Source organism: Streptosporangium sp. NBC_01469, assembly GCF_036227305.1.
Taxonomy (GTDB): domain Bacteria; phylum Actinomycetota; class Actinomycetes; order Streptosporangiales; family Streptosporangiaceae; genus Streptosporangium.
The window spans coordinates 9608145-9632909 of the sequence record NZ_CP109465.1 but is presented as its reverse complement, the minus strand read 5'-3'; the positions used below and the strand labels follow the sequence as shown (position 1 = coordinate 9632909).

Sequence of the window (24765 nt, the reverse complement as noted above, 5' to 3'; positions counted from 1 at the left end):
CGGCCAACATGGCCGTCCCTCCCATCCAGCCGACTCGGGCGGTGTCCGCCAGGCCCACGGGCCTGGTGCGCGCACTTCGGGTCTCCCTGATGCTCGACGTCGTCCTCGGACTGCTCGTCGCGGTAGTGCTGCCGCTGGCGATCGTCGCCATTCCCAACACCATCTCGGTGGTCGCCGCCCTCTTGCCGCCGGACATCTCGCAGATAGCGATGATCAGGGCGCACGGGCTGGCGCTTCCCGCGATGGTCCTGACCGTGCCGGTGGCGGCGGTGGCCGTGCACCGGATGAGGGCGGCCCCGATGATGGTCGCGGGGCTGACCCTGCTCGCCTTCGCCGACGCCGCCGGTGGGTACGCCGGGTCCACGACGCTGGTAGGGGTCCTGCGGGTCCTGCACGGGGTCGGGGCGGGCCTGCTGGTTCCCGCCACCCTGATGGCAGTCTGGGGGCGTTCGGTGTTCCTCAGGGCCGTGTGGGCGGCCGCGCTGACGGCGAGCCTCCTGGCCGCCCAGGCGCTCGCGCTGTGGCCCCTTGACCAGGTCGACTCCTGGCGCGTCACCCTCCAGCCGTACCCGATGCTCACCGGGGTCGCGCTCGCGCTCGCCGCGCTCTATCTGGTGCTGTGGCTGAGGGAGGGCGAGAGCGGCGCCGGTCCCGTGCCGGTCGTCGCGGAGCGCGGGCGCACGCTGTGGGTGGTCGTGCCCGCCGCGGGCGTCGCGGCCCTCGCTCTGGGCAGCACGTTCGACTGGTCGCCGGATCTGGTGATCCGTGCGGCACTGGTGTCCGTCCTCGTCCTGCTCGCCCTGGCCTCCTCCAGCGCCTCGAAGGGGGGCGTCGGCCGGGCGCCGGCCTACGCGATGGTCGCGGTCGGCGTAGTCGTCCTGCCGACCGCCGCCCAGATCACCTATGTGGAGCTCGGCGGGCTGGGAGGTCCGGGTCTGTCCGGCCTGTGGCCGGCCTTCGCGATCGCCGCGCTGGTGGGCCTGCTGTCCGCCGTGCTGGTGAACCGGCTGGGCGACACGGCCATGCCCATGGTCACCGCGGGCGGGCTTGTGGTGATGGTCGCGGGCCTGTGCGCCGTGCGGCTGTTCCTTCCCGCTCCGGGAGGGCTCCCGCTGATCCTCCCGTTCGTCCTGCTCGCGGGCGGCGCCTCGGTGGCGCTCACCGGCGCGCTGCGCTCCTGCGGCGAGGGGGCCGCGCTCCTGGCGCTGTCGCTGTTCTTCCCCGCGGTGCTCGTGGGCTTCCTGCTGGGCAGCGGCGTCCAGGTCACCCGTCTGGAGGACGCCACGACCCCGCAGGCGCTGGTCGACGGGTTCGTGGACGCCCTGCACCTGTGGGCGCTGATCGGGGGCGGTCTGGTGCTCGTGGTGATCGTGCTCGGTGCCGTCCTGGCCCGCTTGCTGCCTGGCACCCCGGCGAGCGCGCGGGACACCTGGGACACGCGGGACACCTGGGCCGGTACGGACGATGTCTCGCCCGGGGCGGGTTCCGGCTCCGGACTGGTGCCTTCTCCCGCCGGGGAGGTCGATCTCGCGGGCGGCGCGTGGCCGGCCGCCACGGCGTCGGGACCTCCCAAACAGGCTGGACCCTCCGGGCAGTCCGGGCGAGCCGAACGGGACGGGCAGGCGAGACACCCGGTGGTGCGGCCACGGTCCGAGGCCGGTCCGCAATCGCGGGTCCGCCCGAATCCCGAGGCCGGGCCCATGGCCGCGACCGGGTCCATGAGCGGGTCCATGGCCGCCACCGGGGGCGGGCAGGGGGCGGGCAAGGGCGGGCGGCCCAGGCCCCGGCACGAGCCCGACCGCGTCCCCGAGCGCGACCCCGAGCCGGAGACGGAGACCGAGCCGGAGAAGGTCGTCGCGCCGCCCGTGGTGGTGCCGCCGCCCGCGCCCTCGCCCGAGGACGGCCCGGGGAACGGGCCCGCGCTCCAGTGACCTCGCCGACCACGGGGAATCGCGCGAAGGACGGTAAACTTCGCGCGTTTACCGCAGTCCGCGACCCATACGTGTTCAAAGGAGAACTTCAGTGTCCGAGCGCACCCTTGTCCTGATCAAGCCCGACGGTGTGGCGCGTGGTCTCATCGGCGATGTGATCGCCCGTGTCGAGCGCAAGGGTCTGAAGGTCGTGGCGCTGGAGCTGCGCACCCTGGACGTCGACACCGCCAAGGTGCACTACGCCGAGCACTCCGAGCGGCCGTTCTTCGGCGAGCTGGTGGAGTTCATCACCTCCGGCCCGCTGGTCGCGCTGGTGCTCGAGGGGCCGCGCGCCATCGAGGCCTTCCGGGGTCTCGCAGGCCTCACCGACCCCGTCAAGTCCGCACCCGGCACCATCCGCGGCGACCACGCCCTGGAGATCGGCGAGAACGTCGTCCACGGCTCCGACTCCCCCGAGTCCGCCGCAAGGGAGATCAAGATCTTCTTCCCGGACCGCTTCTAGAACGCGCGCTTTCGCCGCGTTTGCCGGGCCTCGTCGTCCTTGTGGACGGCGAGGCCCGCCCTGTTCGGCTAACCCAAGATTTTGCTGCGGCAGGCCGCCTCATTGCGCTCAATGGTGGGTACGTCACGTTACGATTCGAGTGCGTTCCGTAGTTTTCGCCGACGACCTGACGGAAGGAGGCCGGCCTTCCTCATGGGCAGCAATCTTGCTTTTCTGGGCCGTGACATGGCGGTCGACCTCGGCACCGCGAACACCCTCGTGTACGTGCGGGGCCGCGGGATCGTGCTCAACGAGCCGTCGGTCGTAGCGATCAACACCGCGACGGGGAAGATCGTGGCCGTTGGTATCGAGGCCAAGCGGATGATAGGCCGCACGCCCGGCAACATCGTGGCCATCCGCCCGCTCAAGGACGGTGTCATCGCCGACTTCGACGTCACCGAGCGCATGCTGCGCTACTTCATCCAGCGGGTGCACAAGCGCCGCCACTTCGCCAAGCCGCGCATCATCATCGCCGTGCCGAGCGGGATCACCGGGGTCGAGCAGCGAGCGGTCAAGGAGGCCGGTTACCAGGCGGGCGCGCGCAGGGTCTACATCGTCGAGGAGCCCATGGCCGCCGCGATCGGCGCCGGGCTCCCCGTGCACGAGCCCACCGGCAACATGGTGATCGACATAGGCGGTGGCACCACCGAGGTGGCGATCATCTCGATGGGCGGTGTGGTCACCAGCCAGTCGATCAGGGTGGGCGGCGACGAGCTCGACCAGGCGATCATCGCCTTCGCCAAGAAGGAGTACTCGCTGATGCTCGGCGAGCGCACCTCCGAGGAGATCAAGATGGCCATCGGTTCCGCGTGCATGCTCCCCGAGGAGAGTCACGCCGAGATTCGGGGCCGCGACCTGGTCAGCGGCCTGCCTAAGACGATCGTGGTGTCGGCCGCGGAGATCCGCAAGGCCATCGAGGAACCGCTGAACGCGATCGTCGACGCGGTCAAGACCACGCTCGACAAGTGCCCGCCCGAGCTTTCCGGAGACCTGATGGACCGAGGGATCGCCCTCACCGGGGGCGGGGCGCTCCTCAAGGGCATGGACGAGAGGCTGAAGGCCGAGACCGGCATGCCGATCCACCTCGTCGACAACGCCCTCGACTCCGTCGCGCTCGGCTCGGGCAAGTGCGTCGAGGACTTCGACGCCCTGCAGCAGGTCCTGGTCCCCGAGCCGCGGCACTGATGAAGGACACCCGCAGGGCACGGGTCAACCTGGGGCTGCTGCTGGCCGCCGCGCTCGTGCTCGTCACCATCGACCACCGCTCGGTCACGGAGTCGCCGTTCGGTCCGCTCAGGACGGCCGGCACGACGCTGTTCGGCGCCGCGGAGAGCGCGGGGGCGGGATTCGTGCGACCGGTCGGCGAGTTCTTCGAGACGATGGCCGGGGCTCCCTCGGCGCGAGGCCGCCTCGAGAAGCTGCGGGCGGAGAACCAGCGGCTCAGGCACGACCTGGCGGCGCAGAGTCTCGACCGGGGGCGATCCCGGGAGCTTCACAGGCTGCTCGGTGTGGCGGGGATCGGCGGATACAGGATCCTGCCCACCCAGGTGATCGCCCGGCGTGGCGCTCCCGGGTTCGAGGAGGCCGTCGAGCTCGACGTGGGGCGCACCGACGGGGTGCGCCCGGAGATGACCGTGCTGAACGCCGACGGCCTGGTCGGCAGGGTGGTCCAGGTGGGGCCGTCCACCTCGACGGTGGTCCTGCTCAGTGACCCCGCCTCGGCGGCCGGGGCCAGGCTGGAGGGCAGCAACGAGATCGGGGTGGTGCACGGCGTGGGGGAGAACGGCCGCCTGGTCCGCTTCCGGCTGCTCGACTCGACCGCGCCGATCATCCCCGGCCACCGCATCGTGAGCTTTGGTTCCCAGGGCGGCGCGCCGTACGTGGCGGGGGTGCCGATCGGCGTGGTGGAGCGGGTGGAGGCCACGCCGGGTGAGCTGACCCGCATCGCGTACGCGCGGCCGTCCGCCGATCTCACCGCGCTGGACGTGGTCGGGGTCGTGGTGCAGGCGCCGCGCCGTGACCCGCGGGACGCGGTGCTCCCTCCGGGCCCGCGCAAGGCGAAGGTTTCGACGCCGGGACGGTCCACGCCACGCTCACCCGGCTCCGAGTCCGGCTCCGAGTCCGATTCCGTCCCTGAGTCCGGCCCCGAGTCCGATTCCGGCTCGCGTGAGGCGGAGGCTCCCCGTGGCCGGCGAGAAGGGGTCTGACGGGATGGGCCGCAACGCGATCTTCGTGGTGCTGCTCCTGGGGATCATGATCGTCCAGGTGACCGTCGTCAACAGGCTTCCGCTGCCGGGGCAGGCCGCGCCGGATCTGGTGCTGCTCGCCGTGGTGGGGTACGCGCTGGCGCGCGGGGCCGCCGCGGGGGCCGTCATGGGCTTCGCAGCAGGTCTTGTCAGCGACCTGCTGCCGCCGGCGGCGCACCTGCTCGGGCACAACGCGCTCGTGTTCTGCCTCATCGGCTTCATGGCGGGACGGGCGGTGGAGAGCCAGCCGAGTGCGGGGCCGCTCGCGGCGCTGGCCTGCGCGGTCGCCGGCCCCGTGGTCGCTCTGATGACCGGCGCCCTGGTGGGGGATCCGCGGACCGGTGTGTCCATGCTCACGACGGTGCTGCCGCAGGCGATGGTCTACAACCTGCTCGCCGCGCCCCCCGTGGTGTGGATGGTGCGAAGGGTCGTCCGGGGGCCGGAGCCGCGCCTCATCCAGGTGCCCAGGTCCGCCCTGCGGAGCCGCGTATGAGGCCACGTACGCGGCCACGTACGCGGTGGGGGTCCGGCGGGCCGGGGAGCGGGGCGTGGACAGGGGGTTTCTGCGGGGTGTGCGGGGAGGAGCGGACATGGGCCTGATGCGGGGGCGTCTGGTCATGGTGCAGGTGCTGGTGGTGTCGATGCTGGCGTTGCTCGCGGTGCGGCTCTGGCAGGTGCAGGTGGTGCGAGGCACGGAGTACGTGGAGGCCGCGACCGAGACGCGCACGCGTGACGTCGTCGTCCCCGCGGTGCGCGGGCAGATCCTCGACGCGACGGGCCGTCCGCTGGTGCGCAACCGGACCACGCTGGTGGTCTCGGTCGACCGTACGCGCCTGAACCGGATGGCGGGCAACGGCGAGGAGGTGCTCCAGAGGCTGGCCACCGTGCTCGGCCGCCGTCCCACTGAGCTGCGGGAGCGGATCAGGGCGTGCGGCCCGGGGGTCGCCCGCCCCTGCTGGCCGGGATCCCCGTACCAGCCGATTCCCATCGACGTCGACGTCACCACGCGCGAGGCCCTGCAGATTCTGGAGCGGCAGGAGGAGTTCCCCGGGGTCACGGCCGAGGTGCAGGCCGTACGGGAGTATCCGGGCAGGAGCGCGGGCGCGCAGGCGCTCGGCTACCTGCAGCCGATCACGCAGGAGGAGCTGGACAGGCGCGACGGGCTCAGGGCGGCGTTCTCCGGGGTCGACCTGGTGGGCAGGGACGGCCTGGAGGCGGTCTACGACGTGCCGCTGCGGGGGACGCCCGGGATGCGGCGGGTGCAGGTCGACCGGCTCGGCAAGGTCATCGGGGTGGAGCGGCACGTGTCGCCGATCCCGGGCGACACGCTCATCACCAGCATCGACGCCAGGGTGCAGGCCCTGGCGGAGAAGGCGCTGGCCGAGGCGATGAAGGGCGCGCCCAAGGCCGACGGGGCGGCCGCGGTGGTGCTGGACGCGAGGACCAGCCGGGTGATCGCGCTGGCCAGCGCGCCGACGTACGATCCGGCGGTCTGGAGCGGGGGCATCTCCGAGGTGGAGTACCAGCGGCTGCTGTCCGGCAAGACCGGCAAGCCGCTGGTGTCGCGGGCGATCAAGGGCGAGTTCGCGCCCGGCTCGACGTTCAAGGTGTCGTCGGTGGCGGCGATGCTCAGGGACGGCTACCCGCTGCACGGCAAGTACGACTGCCCGGGGTCCTTCATGGTGGGCGACCGGCCGTTCAACAACTTCCGCGGCATCGGGCTGGGCACCCTCGACCTGCACACGGCGCTGGTGAAGTCCTGCGACACGATCTTCTACCGGGCGGCGTACGAGCAGTGGCTGCGCGACGGCGGGCTCAATCCCAAGGGGAGGACCAAGGAGCCGATGGCGAACATGGCGCGCGCCTATGGGTTCGGCCGCCCCACGGGCATCGACCTGCCGGGCGAGTCGCCGGGCAGGATTCCCGACCGGGCGTGGAAGAAGACGCTGTGGGCGGTGACCAAGGAGGACAACTGCAAGCGGGCCAAGACCGGCTATCCGGAGGTGGCCAAGAGCAGTCCCAGCAGGGCCGCCTTCCTCAAGCGGCTGGCGTACGAGAACTGCCTGGAGGGATTCCAGTGGCGGCCGGGTGACGCCGCCAACTTCTCCATCGGGCAGGGCGATGTGCTGGTGACGCCGCTGCAACTGGCGGCGGCCTACGCGGCGCTGGTCGGGGACGGCAAACTGCGCAGTCCCAAGGTGGGCTGGGCGCTGGTGCGTCCCGACGGCACCAAGGTCAAGGAGATCAAGGTGCCGGTGGTGGGCAGGCTGCCGATCTCGCGGGAGGAGCGGGCCTACATCAAGGGGGCGCTGAGCGAGGTCGCCTCCGACGGCACCGCGGCCGGGGCCTTCTCGGGATTCCCCATGGACAAGGTCAAGATCGGCGGAAAGACCGGCACCGCCGAGGTCTACGGCAAGGCTGACACGTCCTGGTTCGCCTCGTTCGCCCCGACGGACAAGCCGCGGTTCGTGATCGTCGCCATGGTGTCCCAGGGCGGGATGGGCGGCCAGACCGCGGCCCCGGCGGTACGGAAGATCTACGAGGGCATCTACGGGTTCAAACCCGACGGGAAGCCGTCCGCCTCGATCCTGCCGGACGGGCGCCCGGCGAGGGCGCTCCCGGTGATCGCCAAGGACGGGACGGTGTCGCGATGACGCCCGTGGCGCCGCCCGCGACGCCGGTGCCGGTGCTCGTGGGGATGTCCGCGGTCGCGCCCGCCTCGATGCCCGGTACGGCGTTCGCGGTGGGGCGCGGACCGGTGTCCGGTACGGCGTTCACGGCGGTGTTCGCGGTCGTACGTGGGCCGGTGTCAGGTACGGCGTTCGCGGTCGCATGTGGGCCGGTGTCCGCGGTTGTGTCCGGTACGGCGTTCGCGGTGGAGCTCGTGACGGCATCGGTGGTGACCGCCGTGACGGTGTCGGCGGTGACGTCCGCAGGGGAGGCGGCGTGAACCGGGCGGCCGCGCCGCCGAGGACGTCCCTGGCCGGGCGGACGGTGGCGGCGGCCTCCACGGTGGGCCGGATGGACGGGCTGATGCTGGTCGCCGTCGCCGCGCTGGCGGTGATCGGCACGATGCTGGTCTGGTCGTCGACCAGGACGTGGGCGGCCGGTTCCACGGGGCTGGTCAAGAAGCACATCCTCAACCTCGTCATCGGGGCCGTGCTGGCCGGTACGGCCGCGATGGTGGACCACCGGGCGCTGCGGATGTTCGCGCCGCTGATCTACGGCGCGACGCTGGTCGGGCTGATCCTGGTGATCACGCCGCTCGGCAGCACCGTGAACGGCGCCCACTCGTGGATCATGCTGGGCGGCGGTTTCGCGTTCCAGCCGTCGGAGTTCGCCAAGCTCGGCCTGGTGCTGATGCTCGCCATGCTGCTGGCCCAGCCCGCCCGGGGCACCGACCGGCCGCGCGGTTTCGACGTCGTGATCGCGCTGGTGGTGTCCGCCTTCACCATGGGGCTGGTGATGCTCCAGCCCGACCTGGGCACCACGATGGTCATCGGGGTGATCACGGCCGGCACGATCGTCGTGGCGGGGGTCCGCAAGCGCTGGATCGCGGGGCTCACCCTCGGCGTGATCGGCGCGGGGGTGGCCGCGTGGTTCCTCGACGTCCTGGAGCCGTACCAGATCGCCCGGTTCACCGCGTTCCTCAACCCGGCCAGCGATCCGCGCGGCGTCGGCTACAACAGCACCCAGTCGCTGATCGCGATCGGGTCGGGGGAGGTGTTCGGCAAGGGGCTGTTCGGGGGTGGCCAGACCACCGGCCGTTTCGTGCCCGAGCAGCACACCGACTTCATCTTCACGGTGGCGGGGGAGGAGTTCGGTTTCCTCGGCGCGGCCACCGTGGTGGCGCTGCTCGGGGTGATCCTGCTGCGGGGGGTGCGGATCGCGCGCGAGTGTGACGACAGGTTCGGCGCGCTGATGGCCGGTTCGATCGTGTGCTGGCTGGCCTTCCAGTCGTTCGTCAACATCGGGATGACGATCGGGATCATGCCGATCACCGGCCTTCCGCTGCCGTTCGTCTCCTATGGCGGTACCGCCACCTTCGCCAATATGATCGCCTTCGGTCTGCTCCAGGCGATCCACATGCGTCGGCAACCTTTCCAGTAACCGGCTCGGCGCCCGTTTCGCCGCTTTTCCAGCGCCTACATGAGAGCGGCCCGCATGTAGGAAACCTCCGATTCTCACTGGTATGGCGTTCGTCAAGCGAACATTCTGGGAACGAAGACGGAACTCGCGATGACGGAGGAACCGTGATCTCTGAGCTCGCCGAGCGGCAACGGGCACTGGAACTGCTACGGACCGCGTTTCCCGATTACCGGATCGTGTTCAGCAAGGGGCGCTGGGCCGCGGTGTCGGCGGGCAGCCCGCCGGCGGTGTGGTTCGCCGAGACCCCGAGCAGCCTGTGCGGGCAGCTCTTCCAGGCGCAGCTCCGCAACGGCGGCACGGTCGTGCCCTTCCAGAGCAGCGGCTCGTGACAGAGGCGCCAAGACACCCCCCGGAGCGCCGATGACCCCGGTCTCACGCGGTGGCGACCGCGCCGCGCTGGCGTGCGCGACGATCATCCGCAACCGTACGCTGGCCGGTGTCGTCGGCCCGCCGTCCGCCGCGGTCATCCAGCAGATGGTGGACGAGATCCACGTCTGCTGTCCCCAGCAGACCAGGTTCAAGTGCCGCAGGCTCGCCCACGGCTGGACCGTGGAGGAGGCCATCGACCACTTCCACGCCATGTGCGACAGGGAGGGGATCAAGCGGCGCGGGCTCAGCGAGCGCTCCTGGCGGGAGTGGGAGGCGGGGGCGAGACCCGACCGCGACTACACGGACCTGCTGTGCAGGCTCTTCCAGACCGGCCCGGTCCAGCTCGGCTTCGCCCAGGACTACACGCCCGAGGAGCTGCGCTCGGTGCCGCCCGCGCCACCGGTCCTCGACGTGATCACGGTGGCGGCCGACGAGGCTGGCGCGCACGCCGAGCAGGCCGAGGAGAGCGAGCTGGGCGCCGGGGCGCTGGAGCGGCTGCGCACCCAGGTGATCTGGGTCGGCAGGCGTTACGTGTCCGAGGCCCCGCTGCCGCTCTTCGTGGAGATGCGCGAGCTGCAGGAGCGCACCCGCAGGGCGCTGGAGCGGCGCATCCACCCCGGGCAGGCCAGGGAGCTGTACTTTCTCACCGGCGCGCTGTGCGGGCTGATGGCCAACGCCAGCATGGACATGGACCGCCGGGTCCCCGCCGACACCCTAGCCCGAGCCGCCTGGACGTACGGCAAGGTGGCCGGGCACGCGGCGCTGATGGGGTGGGCGCGCGGCATGCAGTCGTCGGTGGCGCTGTGGGACCGCCGCCACGGTGACGCGGCCCGCTACGCGGAGGAGGGCCTGACCCACGTCCGCACGGGCTCGGGAGCCACCCGCCTGCACATGCTGAGGGCCCGCTCGTACGCGCTTCTCGGGCGTCGCGGGGAGGCCTTCGAGGCGCTGCGCGAGGCGGTCGACGCCCGCGTGGCCGGGGGCGGGGGTGACGAGCTGCACGACGAGATCGCCGGGGAGTTCGCGTTCGGCCCGGCCAAGGAGCGCTACTACGCGGCGGTCGCCCAGCTGCAGCTCGGCGCCTCCGCCCCGGCCATCGAGTCGGCGCGCGAGTCGCTGTCCCTGTACGCCTCGGGGGAGCCGGAGAACCGCTCCTACGGGTGCGAGGCCATGGCCAGCGCCCACCTGGCGATCGCCCACCTGATGGAGGACGACACCGCGGGCGCCGAGGACGCCATGGCGCCGATTCTCGCCCTCCCGCCGGAACGGCGCATCGGAAGCCTGGGCGCCACCCTCGGCGCGAGCCGCGCGCTGCTGGCCTCGCGGCCCGGCGGGGAGCGGATGGCCGGGCAGATCGAGGGTTTCTGCGCCGTTGACCTGCCAAAGCGGGCCAGGGGCGCCATCTCGGACGGGAGAAATGGACGATGACCATCGCCGCGGAGGGTTCACTCCTCTCACGCGCCGCCGTGGCACTCACGGAGTCGGGCCGGCAGACCGGGCTCGACACCGGGGGCGCGACGCTGATGCGCGACTTCGCCAACGCCGTCTACCACCTGGCGGGCGAGAAGGTGGTGGTGCGGCTGGCGGAGGCGACCACACCGGGCAGGTACGACCGGCTGGTGACCTCGATCCGGGTCACCCGGTGGCTCGCCGAGCGGGGATTCCCCGCCGTCAGGCCGCTGGAGATCAAGCAGCCGGTCGTCGCGGAGGGCTTCCTGGCGACGTTCTGGCACCACGAGGAGCACATCGGGCCGCCTCCCGACCCGGCGCAGCTGGGGCCGCTGCTGCGCCGGCTGCACGATCTGCCGCCCGCGCCGTTCGACCTGCCGACCCACGACCCGTTCGGGGGGGTGCGCCGGGCGATCGGCGCGAGCGTCGCGCTGGCCCGCGACGACCGCGACTGGCTGCTCGGCCGCTGCGAGGCGCTGGCCGAGGCCTACTACGAGCGGGTGGAGTTCGTCCTGCCGTACGGGCTCGTCCACGCGGACGCCCACCGGGGCAACCTGATCCGCACGCCCGGCGGTTTCCTGCTGTGCGACTGGGACGGGGTGTGCGCGGGGCCCAGGGAGATCGATCTGATCCCGACACTCCAGGGAGGCAGATTCGGGCTGACCGAACGTCAGCGGGCCAATTTCAGCGAGACCTACGGCTACGACGCGACCGAGTGGGAGGGCTATCCGGTGCTGCGCGACATGCGCGAACTGCAGACTCTCACGGCCGTGCTGCGCAACGCACACCGTGATCGCACCGCCCGTGAGGAGCTCCGGCACCGGCTCGACTCGTTGCGAGCGGGCGACGACCGCCTGTGGCACCCTCTCTAGGCGGATATTCTTGGTGGCATGTCTGTCGAGTCGCTGTTTCCCCGCCTGGAAGCGCTCCTGCCCAAGGTGCAGAAGCCGATCCAGTACGTCGGAGGTGAGCTCAACTCGACCGTCAAGGACTGGGACGAGACCACGGTCCGCTGGGCGCTGATGTATCCGGACGCCTACGAGGTCGGACTGCCCAACCAGGGCGTCCAGATCCTCTACGAGATCCTCAACGAGCTGCCGGAGACGCTGGCCGAGCGGACCTACGCGGTCTGGCCCGATCTTGAGGCGCTCATGCGCTCCGAGGGCGTGCCCCAGTTCACGGTCGACGCGCACCGGCCCGTACGGGCGTTCGACGTGCTCGGGCTCTCCTTCTCGACCGAGCTCGGCTACACCAACATGCTGACCGCGCTGGATCTGGCGGGCATCCCGCTGGAGGCGGCCGACCGGGGCGACGACGACCCGATCGTCCTGGCCGGTGGGCACGCGGCGTTCAACCCCGAGCCGATCGCCGACTTCCTCGACGCCGCCGTGCTGGGCGACGGGGAGCAGATCGCCATCGCGATCACCGAGGTCATCCGCGAGTGGAAGGCCGAGGGCTCGCCCGGCGGGCGCGACGGGCTGCTGATGCGGCTGGCCGAGTCCGGCGGGGTCTACGTGCCGAAGTTCTACGACGTCGACTACCACGCCGACGGCCGGATCCAGCGCGTCGCGCCCAACAGGTCGGGCGTGCCGTGGCGGATCCACAAGCACACCGTCATGGACCTGGACGAGTGGCCGTACCCCAAGAAGCCGCTGGTCCCGCTGGCCGAGACCGTGCACGAGCGGTTCAGCGTGGAGATCTTCCGCGGCTGCACCCGCGGGTGCCGGTTCTGCCAGGCCGGCATGATCACCCGTCCGGTGCGCGAGCGCTCGATCACCACGATCGGCGACATGGTCGAGGCGGGCGTCAAGGCGTCCGGTTTCAACGAGGTCGGCCTGCTGTCGCTCTCCTCGGCCGATCACTCCGAGATCGGCGAGGTCGCCAAGGGGCTGGCCGACCGCTACGAGGGCACCAACACCTCCCTGTCGCTGCCCTCGACCCGGGTCGACGCCTTCAACATCGACCTGGCCAACGAGTTCTCCCGCAACGGCCGCCGTTCCGGCCTGACGTTCGCCCCCGAGGGCGGCTCGGAGCGGATGCGCAAGGTGATCAACAAGATGGTCACCGAGGAAGACCTGATCAGGACCGTCACCACCGCGTACACCCAGGGCTGGCGGCAGGTGAAGCTCTACTTCATGTGCGGCCTGCCCACCGAGGAGGACGCCGACGTCCAGGGCATCGCCGACCTGGCCAAGAAGGTCATCAAGGCGGGCCGCGAGGCCACCGGGTCGCGCGACGTCCGCTGCACGGTCTCCATCGGCGGTTTCGTTCCCAAGCCGCACACCCCGTTCCAGTGGGCCGGCCAGGCCGACCACGAGACGGTCGACCGCAGGCTCAGGGCCTTGAAGGAGGCCCTGCGCGGCGACAGGGAGTACGGCCGCGCCATCGGCCTGCGCTACCACGACGGCAAGCCCTCGATCGTGGAGGGCCTGCTCTCCCGGGGTGACCGCCGGGTCGGCGAGGTCATCCGCGCGGTGTGGGCCGGGGGCGGCCGGTTCGACGGCTGGAGCGAGCACTTCTCCTACCAGCGCTGGATGGACGCCGCCGCCGAGGTCGGCGTCGACGTCGACTGGTACACCACACGCGAGCGCCAGGAGAACGAGGTCCTGCCCTGGGACCACCTCGACGCCGGTCTCGACCGCGAGTGGCTCTGGCAGGACTGGCAGGACGCGGTCAACGACGTCGAGGTCGAGGACTGCCGCTGGACCCCGTGCTACGACTGCGGCGTCTGCCCCACGATGGGGACCGAGATCCAGATCGGGCCCACCGGGAAGAAGCTGCTACCACTGACGGTTGTCTGAGGTAGGCGGTACGTGAGCACCGCCCCCGGAAACGACGACCACGACTTGGGAAGGACGACACCACCCTGAAACCCGCTCCCGACGGGCCGCCGCCCGCGCCCGTGGTGCAGCGCCTGCGCGTGCGCTACGCCAAGCGAGGCCGCCTGCGCTTCACCAGTCACCGCGACATCACCCGGGCCCTCGAACGGGCGGTCCGGCGAGCCGACGTCCCGGTGGCGTTCAGCGCGGGCTTCTCGCCCCACCCGAAGATCTCCTACGTGGGAGCGGCCGCCCCCACCGGGGTCGCCAGCGAGGCCGAGTACTTCGAGATCAGCGTGACGCGCGAGTGTGACCCCGACCGGCTGCGAGCCGCTCTGGACACCTCGCTGCCGCCCGGTCTCGACGTGCTCGACGTCGTCGAGGCGGGCTCCGCGAGCCTGGCCGACCAGATGGAGTGCTCGGCGTGGGAGCTGCGGCTGCCGGGAGCCGATCCCGCCCTCGTCGGGGCCGCGGTCGAGAAGTTCGTCGCCACGGACCACGTCGAGGTCGAACGCCTTACGAAGAAGGGGATGCGACGCTTCGACGCACGTGAAGCGGTGCTGAACCTCACGGTATTTGAGGGAACTGAGACAACAGCAGGTCAGGCGTCCAGTCAGCCATGTGTCATACTTCGCATGGTTGTACGGCACGAAACTCCTGCCGTTCGACCCGACGACGTTCTCACTGGACTGCGTCTTGTGGCTGACTTCGCGCCGCCGGTGCCCCCCGAGGTAACCAGGCTGGCGCAGGGCCCGCTGGACGTTCACACCGGTGAGCCCGCCGACCCGTTCGGCCTGGACCGCGACATCACGCGCGGCGGCGAAGCGGAACCGGTGGGCAGGCACGTCGGCGGCGACATATAGGACTTGGCGCCGGGCCCCAGGCCTGGCGGACAGTGAGAGACGAGAGCTCCCGCGCGGCGCGGAGACGCGCCCGGGAGCTGAACGGGAGAGCGCCCGCATGCTCGACAACGAGCCCAACGCCGGGGTCAACACCCCTGGCGGGGATACGACGACAGAAGAGACACGGCCACCGGCGACCCGCCGCAGGGCCGCGAGCCGGCCCGCCGGACCTCCGCCGGAGCCGCCGGAGCCGGCCCCCGTGATCACGGCACCACCCGCGCCGGTCGCGGAGAACGTGGCACCTGCGGCACCCGAGGTGGAGTCTCCGGCCGGAGCGCCGGAGCCCGTGGTGGAGCCCGCCGCGGCGGCTCCCAAGCGCGCCACCAGGCGCAAGGCGGCGGTGTCGGACGGTGCGGTCACCGCCACGCGGCGTAGCCGTGCGAAGAAGCCGCCGGCCGAGCCGGTCGCGGAGCCCGCCGAGCCGGCCGGGCCGGCCGGGCCGATCGAGACGGGGCCCGCGCCGGTCGCGGAGACCGCGGCGCCCGTGACGGCGTCCTCGGCGTCCCCGGTGGTCCCGGCGTCCCCGGTGGCGCCCGCCGTGCCGGACCCCTTCGCCGTCCCCGAGCCGTTCGGCGAGGCCGAGGTCGCGCCCCAGGAGGCGCCCGCCGCCCCCGCCAAGCGCACCCGTACGCGCAAGAAGGCCGTCTCGCGCGAGGTGCCGCCGGTCGAGGCCGAGCAGGACGCCCGCGAGGCGTCCCCCGCCGAGGCGGAGGAGATCGAGGCGGAGCTGCTGCTCGACCTGCCCGCCGACGAGCCGCTCGACGACGAGCCCGCGGGTGAGGACATCATCGAGGAGCGGCCCGGCCTGTTCGCCGACCCCTTCGGTCTGGCCGCCCAGGAACGTTCCGAGGTGCCCTCGGTGACCTTCCAGGCGCCCGCCGCGGTGTTCCAGCCGCTGTTCCAGGCCCCCGACCCGCAGCGGGCCGCACAGCCCGCCACGCGTCCCGCGCCGGTCCAGCCCGCCGAGCCCGAGCCCGAGCCCGTCGAGACGAAGGCCGACCGGGCCGACCGGGCCGAGAAGGCCGAGCTCGTCGAGGAGCCCGAGGACGACGACTCCGACGGTGACGACGACGCCAGCGGTCGCCGGCGCCGGCGCCGCAGGGGCGGCCGGGGCCGCGGCAAGACCCGCGACCTCGACGAGGCCGAGGAGACCGAGGCCGAGCAGGACGACGAGGAGCAGCCCGAGGCCGAGCAGGACGACGACGCCGAGAGCGGCAGCTCGCGCCGCCGTCGCCGCAGGCGGCGCAGGGGCACGGACGAGCCGGGCGACGTCCCGGACGACCCGCCGAACACGGTGGTGCGCATCCGCGCGCCCCGCGCCGGGCGCAGCACCTCGGTTGACGAGGTGCAGAGCGTGCGCGGCTCGACCCGCCTGGAGGCCAAGAAGCAGCGCCGCCGCGAGGGCCGCGAGCTCGGCCGCAGGCGTCCGCCGATCATCACCGAGTCGGAGTTCCTGGCGCGCAGGGAGTCCGTCGAGCGCATGATGGTGGTGCGCCGCACCGGCGGGCGCACCCAGATCGCGGTGCTGGAGGACAACGTCCTCGTCGAGCACTACGTCAACCGCGAGGCGAGCCAGTCGTACGTGGGCAACGTCTATCTCGGCAAGGTGCAGAACGTCCTGCCGAGCATGGAGGCCGCGTTCGTCGACATCGGCAAGGGCCGCAACGCGGTCCTGTACGCCGGGGAGGTGAACTTCGACACCGCGGGGCTGGAGGGACAGCCCAAGCGGATCGAGGTGGCGCTGAAGTCGGGCCAGTCGGTGCTGGTGCAGGTCACCAAGGACCCGATGGGCCACAAGGGCGCCCGCCTGACGAGCCAGATCAGCCTGCCGGGCCGCTACCTGGTCTACGTGCCCGACGGCTCGATGACCGGCATCAGCCGCAAGCTCCCCGACAAGGAGCGCACCCGCCTCAAGAGCATCCTGAAGAAGGTCATGCCGGAGAACGCGGGGGTCATCGTCCGTACGGCCGCCGAGGGCGCCTCTGAGGACGAGCTGGCCCGCGACGTGGCCAGGCTGTCGGCGCAGTGGGAGAACATCCAGCGCAAGGCCAAGTCGGCCAGCGCGCCCGAGCTGCTCTCCTCCGAGCCCGACCTGACCGTCCGGGTGGTCCGTGACGTGTTCAACGAGGACTTCGCCTCGCTGGTCGTCGCGGGCGACGTGTGGGAGACGGTCGACGAGTACGTCCGCTACGTCGCCCCGCACCTGGCCGACCGCCTCAGCAGGTGGGAGGAGAGCGACGACGTCTTCGCCGCGTACCGGATCGACGAGCAGATCGCCAAGGCGATGGAGCGCAAGGTCTGGCTGCCCAGCGGCGGCTCGCTGGTGATCGACAGGACCGAGGCCATGACCGTGGTCGACGTCAACACCGGCAAGTTCACCGGCCAGGGCGGCAACCTTGAGGAGACCGTCACCCGCAACAACCTGGAGGCGGCCGAGGAGATCGTCCGCCAGCTCAGGTTGCGCGACATCGGCGGCATCATCGTCATCGACTTCATCGACATGGTGCTGGAGAACAACCGGGACCTGGTGCTGCGGCGGCTGCTGGAGTGCCTGGCCCGCGACCGTACCAAGCACCAGGTGGCCGAGGTGACCTCCCTGGGCCTGGTCCAGATGACGCGCAAGCGGGTCGGTCAGGGCCTCCTGGAGGCCTTCTCCACCGTCTGTGAGTGCTGCAACGGCCGTGGCCTGCACGTCTCGGCCGAGCCGGTCGAGGGCAAGCCCGAGCCGCGCGGCACCCAGGGCAAGATGGCCGTGGAGAAGGCCGTCGCGGACAAGCTCGGCAAGGACGGTAACCACGCGGTGGCGGCCGGTGACCAGTCTGGCCGTGATACGGTGACCGATGCGCTTGACGGAGTCCAGCATGAGGACGGTCAGGCAGCACAGGCTTCTGGCCGGGGGCGGAGACGCTCCCGCAAGGCCAGGCCGGCCGATTAGACCCCGTCCCACATTGGGACGGGGCCGAAGGCCGGCACCCCACGACGTTCCGCCCGGTTCGACCAGGACACCGTCAATCCGGTACCCTGGTGAACCGGTGCGCTCATGGCGCGCCCTGTTCGCGCGCCTACCCGGTACGTCATCAATGACCACAGCCGGATGCGGGGCGCAGCATCCAGCGAGCAAGCAGTCAGAAGAAGGGTTCCGCGGTGTACGCGATCGTTCGTTGCGGCGGCAGGCAGCAGAAGGTCTCCGTCGGTGACGTCCTTGAAGTGGACAAGGTCGCCGGCGAGGTCGGTTCCACGGTTTCGCTGCCGACGGTCCTCGTCGTCAACGACGGCGACGTGACCACCGAGGCGGGCAAGTTCACGGTTGCCGCCGAGATTCTCGGTGAGACCAAGGGTCCGAAGATCCGGATTCTGAAGTACAAGAACAAGTCGGGGTACAAGAAGCGCCAGGGTCACCGCCAGCGGTACACCCAGGTGAAGATCACCGGCATCGACCAGGCCTGAGTTTCGGGAGTTTTGCGAGATGGCACACAAGAAGGGCGCGTCGTCCACTCGGAACGGCCGCGACTCCAACGCCCAGCGGCTCGGTGTGAAGCGCTTCGGCGGTCAGCTGGTCAACGCCGGCGAGATCATCGTTCGTCAGCGCGGCACCCACTTCCACCCCGGCGACAACGTCGGCCGTGGAAGTGACGACACGCTGTTCGCGCTGGCCGCGGGCCACGTTCTGTTCGGTCTCAAGCGTGGGCGCCGCGCGGTGAGCATCGTTCCGGTCGCGGAGTAGATTCGCGCCGACAGACGTTGACGGCAGGGGTGGATCGCATTCAGCGGTCCACCCCTGTTCGCGTTTTCAGCAGAGGTTCCCGTAGATAGAGGTAGGAAAGTAGATATGCCGGACTTTGTGGACCAGGTGGTCCTGCACATCAAGGCCGGTGACGGGGGAAACGGCTGCGCCTCTGTCCATCGGGAGAAGTTCAAGCCGCTGGGCGGGCCCGACGGGGGCAACGGCGGCCGGGGCGGTGACGTGATCCTGGAGGTCGACGCCAACACGGCGACCCTCCTGGAGTATCACCGCCGCCCGCACCGCAAGGCCGACAACGGCAAGCAGGGACACGGCGCCAACCGCGACGGCGCCAACGGCGGCGACATCATCATTCCGGTGCCCGACGGCACCGTGGTCAAGAACGCCGACACCGGCGAGGTCCTGATCGACCTGATCGGCGCGGGCACCCGCTACGTGATCGCCGAGGGCGGGCACGGCGGGCTCGGCAACGCCGCTCTGGCCTCCGCCAAGCGCAAGGCCCCCGGCTTCGCGCTGCTCGGCGAGCCCGGCGACGAGGTCGACGTCATGCTGGAGATGAAGAGCGTCGCCGACGTGGCGCTCGTCGGCTTCCCCAGCGCGGGCAAGTCCTCCCTCATCGCCGCGCTCTCCGCCGCCCGCCCGAAGATCGCCGACTACCCGTTCACCACCCTGATCCCCAACCTCGGGGTGGTCACCGCGGGCGAGACGATCTTCACCGTCGCCGACGTGCCCGGCCTGATCCCCGGCGCCTCGGAGGGCAAGGGCCTGGGGCACGAGTTCCTGCGCCACGTCGAGCGCTGCAACACGCTCGTGCACGTGATCGACTGCGCCACGATGGAGCCGGGACGCGACCCGATCAGCGACTACGAGGCCATCGAGGCCGAGCTGGCCGCGTACGGCAAGCTGGAGGACCGGCCGCGCCTGGCAGTGCTCAACAAGTCCGACGTGCCCGACGCCCGCGAGCTGTCCGACATCGTGGGGCCGATGCTCGAGGAGCGGGGCCTGCGGGTCTTCACGATCTCCGCGGCCACCCACGACGGGCTCAAGGAGCTGACCTACGCCATGGGGGAGATGGTCGCCGCCGCCAGGGCCGCCGCTCCCGTCCTGGAGCCGACCCGCCTGGTCATCAGGCCCAAGCAGCACGGCGACGCGGGATTCGCCGTCCGCAGGGTCGACGAGCGCACCTTCCAGGTCACCGGGGTCAAGCCGGAGCGGTGGATCCGCCAGACCGACTTCACCAACGACGAGGCCGTGGGCTACCTGGCCGACCGGCTGGAGCGGCTCGGCGTCGAGGAGGAGCTCACCAAGGCCGGTGCGAAGGCCGGTGCCGAGGTGATCATCGGTTCCATGGAGAGCGGCTACATCTTCGACTGGCAGCCGACGCTCAACGCGGAGGCCGTGCGCCAGGGGCCGCGCGGCTCCGACAACCGGCTCTAGCGGGACCCCGGCGGGGCCGCCTCGCGCGAAACGGCTCGGACAACCGGCTCGGCCGGCGGGACCTCGGCGGGCCGCCTTGTGCGGAACACCGTCGCGGGCGGCTCGGATAACCTGGTCTTTTAAATGATCATCTTTGAGAGGTACGTGTCGTGGACTCTGCGCGCGAACGGATCCGTACGGCTTCGCGCCTGGTCGTGAAGGTGGGTTCGTCCTCGCTCACCACCCCGCAGGGAACGATCGACGTCGATCGGGTGGACGCCCTGGTCGACGTGCTCGGCGCCCGGCGGAAGGCGGGCACCCAGATCGTGCTGGTCTCCTCCGGCGCGATCGCGGCGGGTCTCGGTCCGCTGGGCCTGCCCGCCAGGCCGCGCGACCTCGCCACCCAGCAGGCCGCCGCCTCGGTCGGCCAGGGCGTGCTGGTGGCCCGCTACACCTCCTCCTTCGCCCGGTACGGCCTGCGGGTCGGCCAGGTGCTGCTCACCGCCGACGACATGATGCGCCGCTCGCACCACGTCAACGCCGAGCGCACGCTGGCCCGGCTGCTGGAGCTGGGCATCGTCCCGGTGGTCAACGAGAACGACACCGTGGCCACCGACGAGATCCGCTTCGGCGACAACGACCGGCTCGCCGCGCTGGTCGCCCACCTGACCCGGGCCGACGCGCTGGTGCTGCTGTCGGACGTGGACGCCCTCTACGACGGCGACCCCCGCCGTCCCGGTGCCCGCAGGCTCGCCGAGGTCCGCGGGCCCGAGGACCTCGTCGGGGTCGAGCTCGGCAGGGGCGGGGCGGTCGGTACCGGAGGCATGATCACCAAGGTCCAGGCGGCCAAGATCGCCACAGGGGCGGGGGTGCCGGTGGTGCTGACCGCCGCCGCGCACGCCGCCCAGGCACTCGCGGGAACCGACGTCGGCACCTACTTCCACCCCGGCGGGCGCCACCCGGGTACCCGCCTGCTCTGGCTCGCCCACGCGACCACGGGCCGCGGCCGTCTCCACCTGGACCCCGGCGCCGTCGAGGCGGTGGTGAGCCGCCGCAAGTCGCTGCTTCCGGCGGGGGTCACCTCCGTCGAGGGCGAGTTCGCGGCGGGCGATCCGGTGGACCTGTGCGGGCCGCTCGGCCGGGTGGTCGCGCGCGGCCTGGTCAACTTCGACGCGGGGGAGATCCCCGAGCTGCTCGGACGCTCCACCCGGGAGCTGGCGGCCAGCCTGGGGCCCGAGTACGAACGAGAGCTGATCCACCGCGACGACATCGTCATACTGGAATCCCACAACTAGTTTCTTTTGGAGCGCGAGATGTCCGAGGACTTCCTGAAGGTGGCCTTGGCGGCCAAAGAGGCCGCCGCCGAGCTGGCCCCGCTGCCGAGGGCGCCGAAGGACGCCGCGCTCCGGGTGATGGCCGACGCGCTCGTGGCCGGGTCCGCCGAGATCGTCGCGGCCAACGCGCTCGACGTGGAGAGGGCCGGGGAGAGCGGGATCTCCGAATACATGATCGACCGCCTCCGTCTCGACGAGGCCAGGATCGAGGCGATCGCCGAGGCGGTCCGCCAGGTCGCCGACCTTCCCGACCCCGTCGGCGAGGTGATCCGGGGCAACACGCTGCCCAACGGGCTGGAGCTGCGCCAGCTCCGGGTCCCGATCGGCGTGATCGGCATCATCTACGAGGGCCGCCCCAACGTGACCGTGGACGCCGCGGCGCTCTGCCTCAAGAGCGGCAACGCCACCCTGCTGCGCGGCTCGTCCAGCGCGTACGAGTCGAACGCGGTCCTCGTCAGGATCATGCAGGAGGCGCTGGCGGGCACCCAGGTGCCCGCCGGGGCCGTTCAACTGGTCCCCGGGCAGAGCCGCGACTCGGTCAAGGAGCTCATGAGAGCCCGCGGCCTGGTCGACGTGCTGATCCCGCGCGGCGGCGCCTCGCTGATCAACTTGGTGGTGGAGGAGTCCACCGTCCCGGTGATCGAGACCGGCGTGGGCAACTGCCACGTCTACGTCGACGCCGACGCCGACCAGGACCTCGCGATCCAGATCCTGATCAACTCCAAGGTCCAGCGGCCCTCGGTGTGCAACTCCGCCGAGACGCTCCTGGTGCACGCGGCGGTGGCTGACGTCTTCGTACCGCGCGCGCTGGCCGCGCTGGCGGCGGAGGGCGTCACGGTGCACGGTGACGCGCGTGTCGCGGCGTACGGCGACGTGGTGCCCGCCGGGGAGGAGGACTTCCGGATGGAGTACCTCTCGCTGGACATCGCCGCCGCCGTGGTCGACTCGCTGGAGGACGCGGTCGCGCACATCAGGAAGTACGGCTCAGCCCATACCGACGCGATCGTCACGCGCTCGGTCAGCGCCTCCCGCAGGTTCGTCGCGCTGGTCGACTCCGCGGCCGTGGCGGTCAACGCCTCGACCAGGTTCACCGACGGTGGGGAGTTCGGCTTCGGCGCGGAGATCGGCATCTCCACCCAGAAGCTGCACGCGCGCGGTCCCATGGGCCTGCCGGAGCTGACCTCGACCAAGTGGGTCTACACCGGCGAGGGCCACCTGCGCACCGGCGAGGGCACGGTCCTCGCCTCGTCCGAGGCCACCTCCCGATAGTCCTCCCCGGCGCCCGGGTGTCGCGTCCCGCGGCGCCCGGGCGCCGGTCAGTGCGGGGGCCGGAGTGGGGCGGGAGCGCCCGCCCGGCGGTGTTCGACGCGGGCACCGGAGCGGGCGTCGATCCGCCGTGGCGGCGTGGCGGCGGATCGGCACTTCCCGCGGGTTCGCCGGGGATCTCGTTCGGCCCCTCGGCCGGTCGCCGAGTGTTAGGGTGTGTCACTCAGTGTAGTCGAGGTAGTTAATGGTTTGACTGGATTCCATGGAAATCGTCGTTTCGTTCCTTTTTATAGCTCTTGTCCTCTTCGGTGCTGACCGGCTGCTGTTGCTGCTGGAGAGCCGCGGGCACGTCAACTGGCGTCGCACCAGGCGTCGCGACCTGTCGGCCGAACCCACCGCGAAGCTCGACAGCCTGCTGGAAGACCCGGCCCGCGAGCCCGTCCACCGGGTCTGAGGCGCACCGCCCGGACCCGGCGGGCCCACGGCCATCGGGCTTCCCGCTGTTCCGGATCTTTCGGGGAGTCCGGCGTGCCGCCGGGAAAACGTCACACTCGCCCGCTATGGTGTGGTCTCCTATGGCTGGAGAGCAGGGAAGCGAGCGGGAGTGAGCGACCCGATAGGCGCAGCGGTCCCTGACCCATGTGGCCGACGCAGGAGGTCACGTGGGTCGTCTCGGGCGGGTCGGTCCCTACACGTTGCTGGAGCGTCTCGGCCGGGGGGGAATGGGCGAGGTCTACCTCGCCTCCAGCCGCCGGGGTGACAACGTCGCGCTCAAGGTGCTCCACGACGTCCACGACGCCACCTCCGAGGCCCGGGTGCGCCTGGAGCGAGAGGTCCGCGCCCTCCGCAGGGTCGAGAGCCCCTACGTCGCCCGCGTCGTCGACGCCGATCTCGACGGCGACCGGCCCTATCTGGTCATGGAACACATCGAGGGGGACACCCTCCTGGAGCGGGTGCGCCGCGACGGCCCCCTGGTGGGCGGCGGCCTGCTCAGCGTCGCGCAGGGCCTGGCCATCGCCCTGTCGATCATCCACGCGGCCGGGGTCGTGCACCGCGACCTCAAACCCGCCAACGTGGTGGTCAACGGGGACGACGAGCCCGTTCTCATCGACTTCGGCATCGCCCACGTCCTGGACGCCACCCGGCTCACCCTGACCGGCACCTTCCTGGGCACCCCCGGCTACGCCGCCCCCGAGCTGTTCGCCGACGAGCACGTGGGCGAGCCCGCGGATGTGCACGCCTGGGCGGCCACCGTGGCCTTCGCGGCGACCGGCCGCCCCACCTTCGGCGGGGGCACCGTCGAGGCGCAGATGTACGCGATCCTCAACGGCCAGGCCGACCTTGAGGGCGTCCCGGCCGCTCTGCTGCCCCTGATCCGCGCCGCCCTGCACCGCGAGCCGGCCAAGCGCCCCACCGCGGCCCTCCTCACCAGCCGCCTGGGCCGCCTGGCCCGGGTGATCCCGTCCGAGGCGAGGGCGGCCAGGAAGCCGAGCGCTCCCACGGGGGAGAAGCCCGGTCCGGCCAGGAAGCAGGAGGGCCGGTCCAAGCCCGGCGCCAAGGGCGAGGATCCCGCCAAGGGTGGCCGGGCGGCCAGGGCGGAGACCGGCAGGGGAAGGCCCTCCACCCCGGTGGACGGAGCGGTGCGAGCCTCCCGGTCCCCGGCCGGGGACGGCACACCGCGCGGCGGGCGGGCGGTGCCCGCAGGTGAGGCGGGCCGTGCGGCGCGGGCACTCCCGGTGGCGGGCGAGACGTCCCGCGGCGGGCGCCCGGCCGCCGCGGTCGGCGAGGTGCCCCGCGGTGGCCGGTCGGCCGCCACGACCGGCGAGACGCCTCGCGGGGGGCGTTCGGTCTCCCCGAGCGGTGAGGCGTCCCGGACCGGCCGGACCCCCGCGTCCGCCGAGACGTCGCGTGGCGGCCGTCCCGCCTCCGCCGCCCGCAGGGCCGTCCGGCGCCAGGCCGGCCAGGGGCGGGCCGGGGCGGCCGGAGAGCTCCAGGACGGTGGCAGGGCGGGGCCGCTGCCCGCGGGCAACGCGGCGCTGCTCCTGCTGGCGGTGCTGGCCGTGCCGTGCGTCGTGGCGACGGCCATCTGGCCACCGGCCACCTTCGCCGTCACCGGGTTGTTCGCCACCCTGGCCCGTACGCTGTGGGCCGGGCACTGGCTGGTCAGGAAGCGCAAGTCGGCCAGGACCCGGGTGGTCCTGCGCGTGCTGGGCTTCCCGCTGACCTTCGTCGTCTCGCTGCTGACCGCCCTCGCGTGGCCGGGGCTGCCGGCGGCCGCCCTCGCCGGTTGCGCGCTCTGGCTCACCCTCGGCGGCTCGCTGCCGCCTGACTGGTGGGCGCATCCCGCCCCGGTCGCCGTCGCCGGCGTCGTGTTCGGCGTCGTCTGCGGGGGCATCCTGGGCCGCGAGATCGAGCGGATCGGCGCCGAGCTCGTCGAGCTCCGCAAGGAGGGCCTGCGCGCGCTGGCCGTGCTGGGCGGGTTCGTCGCCCTGTGCTCCGCGGCCGTACGCGCGATCGCCCTCCTGGTGTAGGGGCTCCCCGTCCCGGGGGCGCCTCGGATTTTCCTGGCTCGTGAGGCGCCGCCGGGGGGATTCGCGGAGG

The 24765-nt window shown here is 71.8% G+C and carries 21 protein-coding genes; all 21 read left to right on the top strand.

Annotated features, from left to right (window positions below):
• The first annotated feature begins 8 nt into the window (after positions 1-8).
• The 21 genes from OG587_RS41975 to OG587_RS41875 all read left to right on the top strand — a co-directional run bounded on the left by OG587_RS41975 (position 9) and on the right by OG587_RS41875 (position 24695).
• Positions 9-1931, top strand: coding sequence for a hypothetical protein (locus tag OG587_RS41975; RefSeq protein ID WP_329084419.1), 1923 nt, complete (start codon positions 9-11; stop codon positions 1929-1931).
• A gap of 91 nt (positions 1932-2022) precedes the next feature.
• Positions 2023-2433, top strand: a complete 411-nt coding sequence (ndk, locus tag OG587_RS41970; RefSeq protein ID WP_329084418.1) for a nucleoside-diphosphate kinase — start codon at positions 2023-2025, stop codon at positions 2431-2433.
• A gap of 192 nt (positions 2434-2625) precedes the next feature.
• On the top strand, positions 2626-3657 hold the full coding sequence (locus OG587_RS41965) for a rod shape-determining protein (protein WP_329084417.1): 1032 nt from the start codon (positions 2626-2628) through the stop codon (positions 3655-3657).
• Positions 3657-4679 carry a rod shape-determining protein MreC gene (gene mreC, locus OG587_RS41960; protein ID WP_329084416.1) on the top strand — a complete coding sequence of 341 codons (1023 nt, stop codon included), beginning with the start codon at positions 3657-3659 and terminating at the stop codon, positions 4677-4679. Before OG587_RS41965 ends, mreC begins: the two co-directional genes overlap by 1 nt.
• Complete coding sequence (gene mreD / locus OG587_RS41955; protein ID WP_329084415.1) at positions 4657-5211, top strand: rod shape-determining protein MreD; 555 nt, start codon at positions 4657-4659, stop codon at positions 5209-5211. Before mreC ends, mreD begins: the two co-directional genes overlap by 23 nt.
• Positions 5212-5308: 97 nt before the next feature.
• Positions 5309-7372 (top strand): penicillin-binding protein 2, encoded by a 2064-nt coding sequence (gene mrdA, locus OG587_RS41950; RefSeq protein ID WP_329084414.1) that lies wholly within the window; start codon positions 5309-5311, stop codon positions 7370-7372.
• Positions 7369-7668, top strand: coding sequence for a hypothetical protein (locus OG587_RS41945; RefSeq protein ID WP_329084413.1), 300 nt, complete (start codon positions 7369-7371; stop codon positions 7666-7668). The genes mrdA and OG587_RS41945 overlap by 4 nt, the downstream gene beginning before the upstream one ends.
• Positions 7665-8828, top strand: coding sequence for a rod shape-determining protein RodA (gene rodA / locus OG587_RS41940; protein WP_329084412.1), 1164 nt, complete (start codon positions 7665-7667; stop codon positions 8826-8828). Before OG587_RS41945 ends, rodA begins: the two co-directional genes overlap by 4 nt.
• A gap of 143 nt (positions 8829-8971) precedes the next feature.
• The gene (locus OG587_RS41935; protein ID WP_329084411.1) at positions 8972-9196 is read left to right on the top strand and encodes a hypothetical protein; all 225 of its coding nucleotides are present in this window, start codon (positions 8972-8974) and stop codon (positions 9194-9196) included.
• 31 nt (positions 9197-9227) lie between these two features.
• Entirely contained in the window at positions 9228-10664 is a 1437-nt protein-coding gene (locus OG587_RS41930; protein ID WP_329084410.1) for a hypothetical protein, read from the top strand.
• On the top strand, positions 10661-11557 hold the full coding sequence (locus OG587_RS41925) for a phosphotransferase family protein (protein WP_329084409.1): 897 nt from the start codon (positions 10661-10663) through the stop codon (positions 11555-11557). Before OG587_RS41930 ends, OG587_RS41925 begins: the two co-directional genes overlap by 4 nt.
• An 18-nt stretch (positions 11558-11575) precedes the next feature.
• Entirely contained in the window at positions 11576-13486 is a 1911-nt protein-coding gene (locus tag OG587_RS41920; protein ID WP_329084408.1) for a TIGR03960 family B12-binding radical SAM protein, read from the top strand.
• 101 nt (positions 13487-13587) lie between these two features.
• On the top strand, positions 13588-14367 hold the full coding sequence (locus tag OG587_RS41915) for a TIGR03936 family radical SAM-associated protein (protein WP_329084407.1): 780 nt from the start codon (positions 13588-13590) through the stop codon (positions 14365-14367).
• 97 nt (positions 14368-14464) lie between these two features.
• Positions 14465-17341, top strand: a complete 2877-nt coding sequence (locus OG587_RS41910) for an Rne/Rng family ribonuclease (protein ID WP_329084406.1) — start codon at positions 14465-14467, stop codon at positions 17339-17341.
• Positions 17342-17550: 209 nt separating this feature from the next.
• A complete protein-coding gene (gene rplU / locus OG587_RS41905) occupies positions 17551-17853 on the top strand; it encodes a 50S ribosomal protein L21 (RefSeq protein WP_030924785.1) in 303 nt (100 codons plus the stop codon).
• 19 nt (positions 17854-17872) lie between these two features.
• Positions 17873-18130 carry a 50S ribosomal protein L27 gene (gene rpmA, locus OG587_RS41900; RefSeq protein WP_329084405.1) on the top strand — a complete coding sequence of 86 codons (258 nt, stop codon included), beginning with the start codon at positions 17873-17875 and terminating at the stop codon, positions 18128-18130.
• A 105-nt stretch (positions 18131-18235) separates the two neighbouring features.
• Positions 18236-19585, top strand: a complete 1350-nt coding sequence (gene obgE / locus OG587_RS41895) for a GTPase ObgE (RefSeq protein ID WP_329084404.1) — start codon at positions 18236-18238, stop codon at positions 19583-19585.
• A 149-nt stretch (positions 19586-19734) separates the two neighbouring features.
• On the top strand, positions 19735-20859 hold the full coding sequence (gene proB / locus OG587_RS41890) for a glutamate 5-kinase (RefSeq protein WP_329084403.1): 1125 nt from the start codon (positions 19735-19737) through the stop codon (positions 20857-20859).
• 18 nt (positions 20860-20877) lie between these two features.
• Positions 20878-22167, top strand: a complete 1290-nt coding sequence (locus tag OG587_RS41885; RefSeq protein ID WP_329084402.1) for a glutamate-5-semialdehyde dehydrogenase — start codon at positions 20878-20880, stop codon at positions 22165-22167.
• 259 nt (positions 22168-22426) lie between these two features.
• Positions 22427-22618 carry a hypothetical protein gene (locus OG587_RS41880; RefSeq protein ID WP_329084401.1) on the top strand — a complete coding sequence of 64 codons (192 nt, stop codon included), beginning with the start codon at positions 22427-22429 and terminating at the stop codon, positions 22616-22618.
• Positions 22619-22826: 208 nt separating this feature from the next.
• Positions 22827-24695 carry a serine/threonine-protein kinase gene (locus tag OG587_RS41875; protein ID WP_329084400.1) on the top strand — a complete coding sequence of 623 codons (1869 nt, stop codon included), beginning with the start codon at positions 22827-22829 and terminating at the stop codon, positions 24693-24695.
• Positions 24696-24765: the final 70 nt, after the last annotated feature.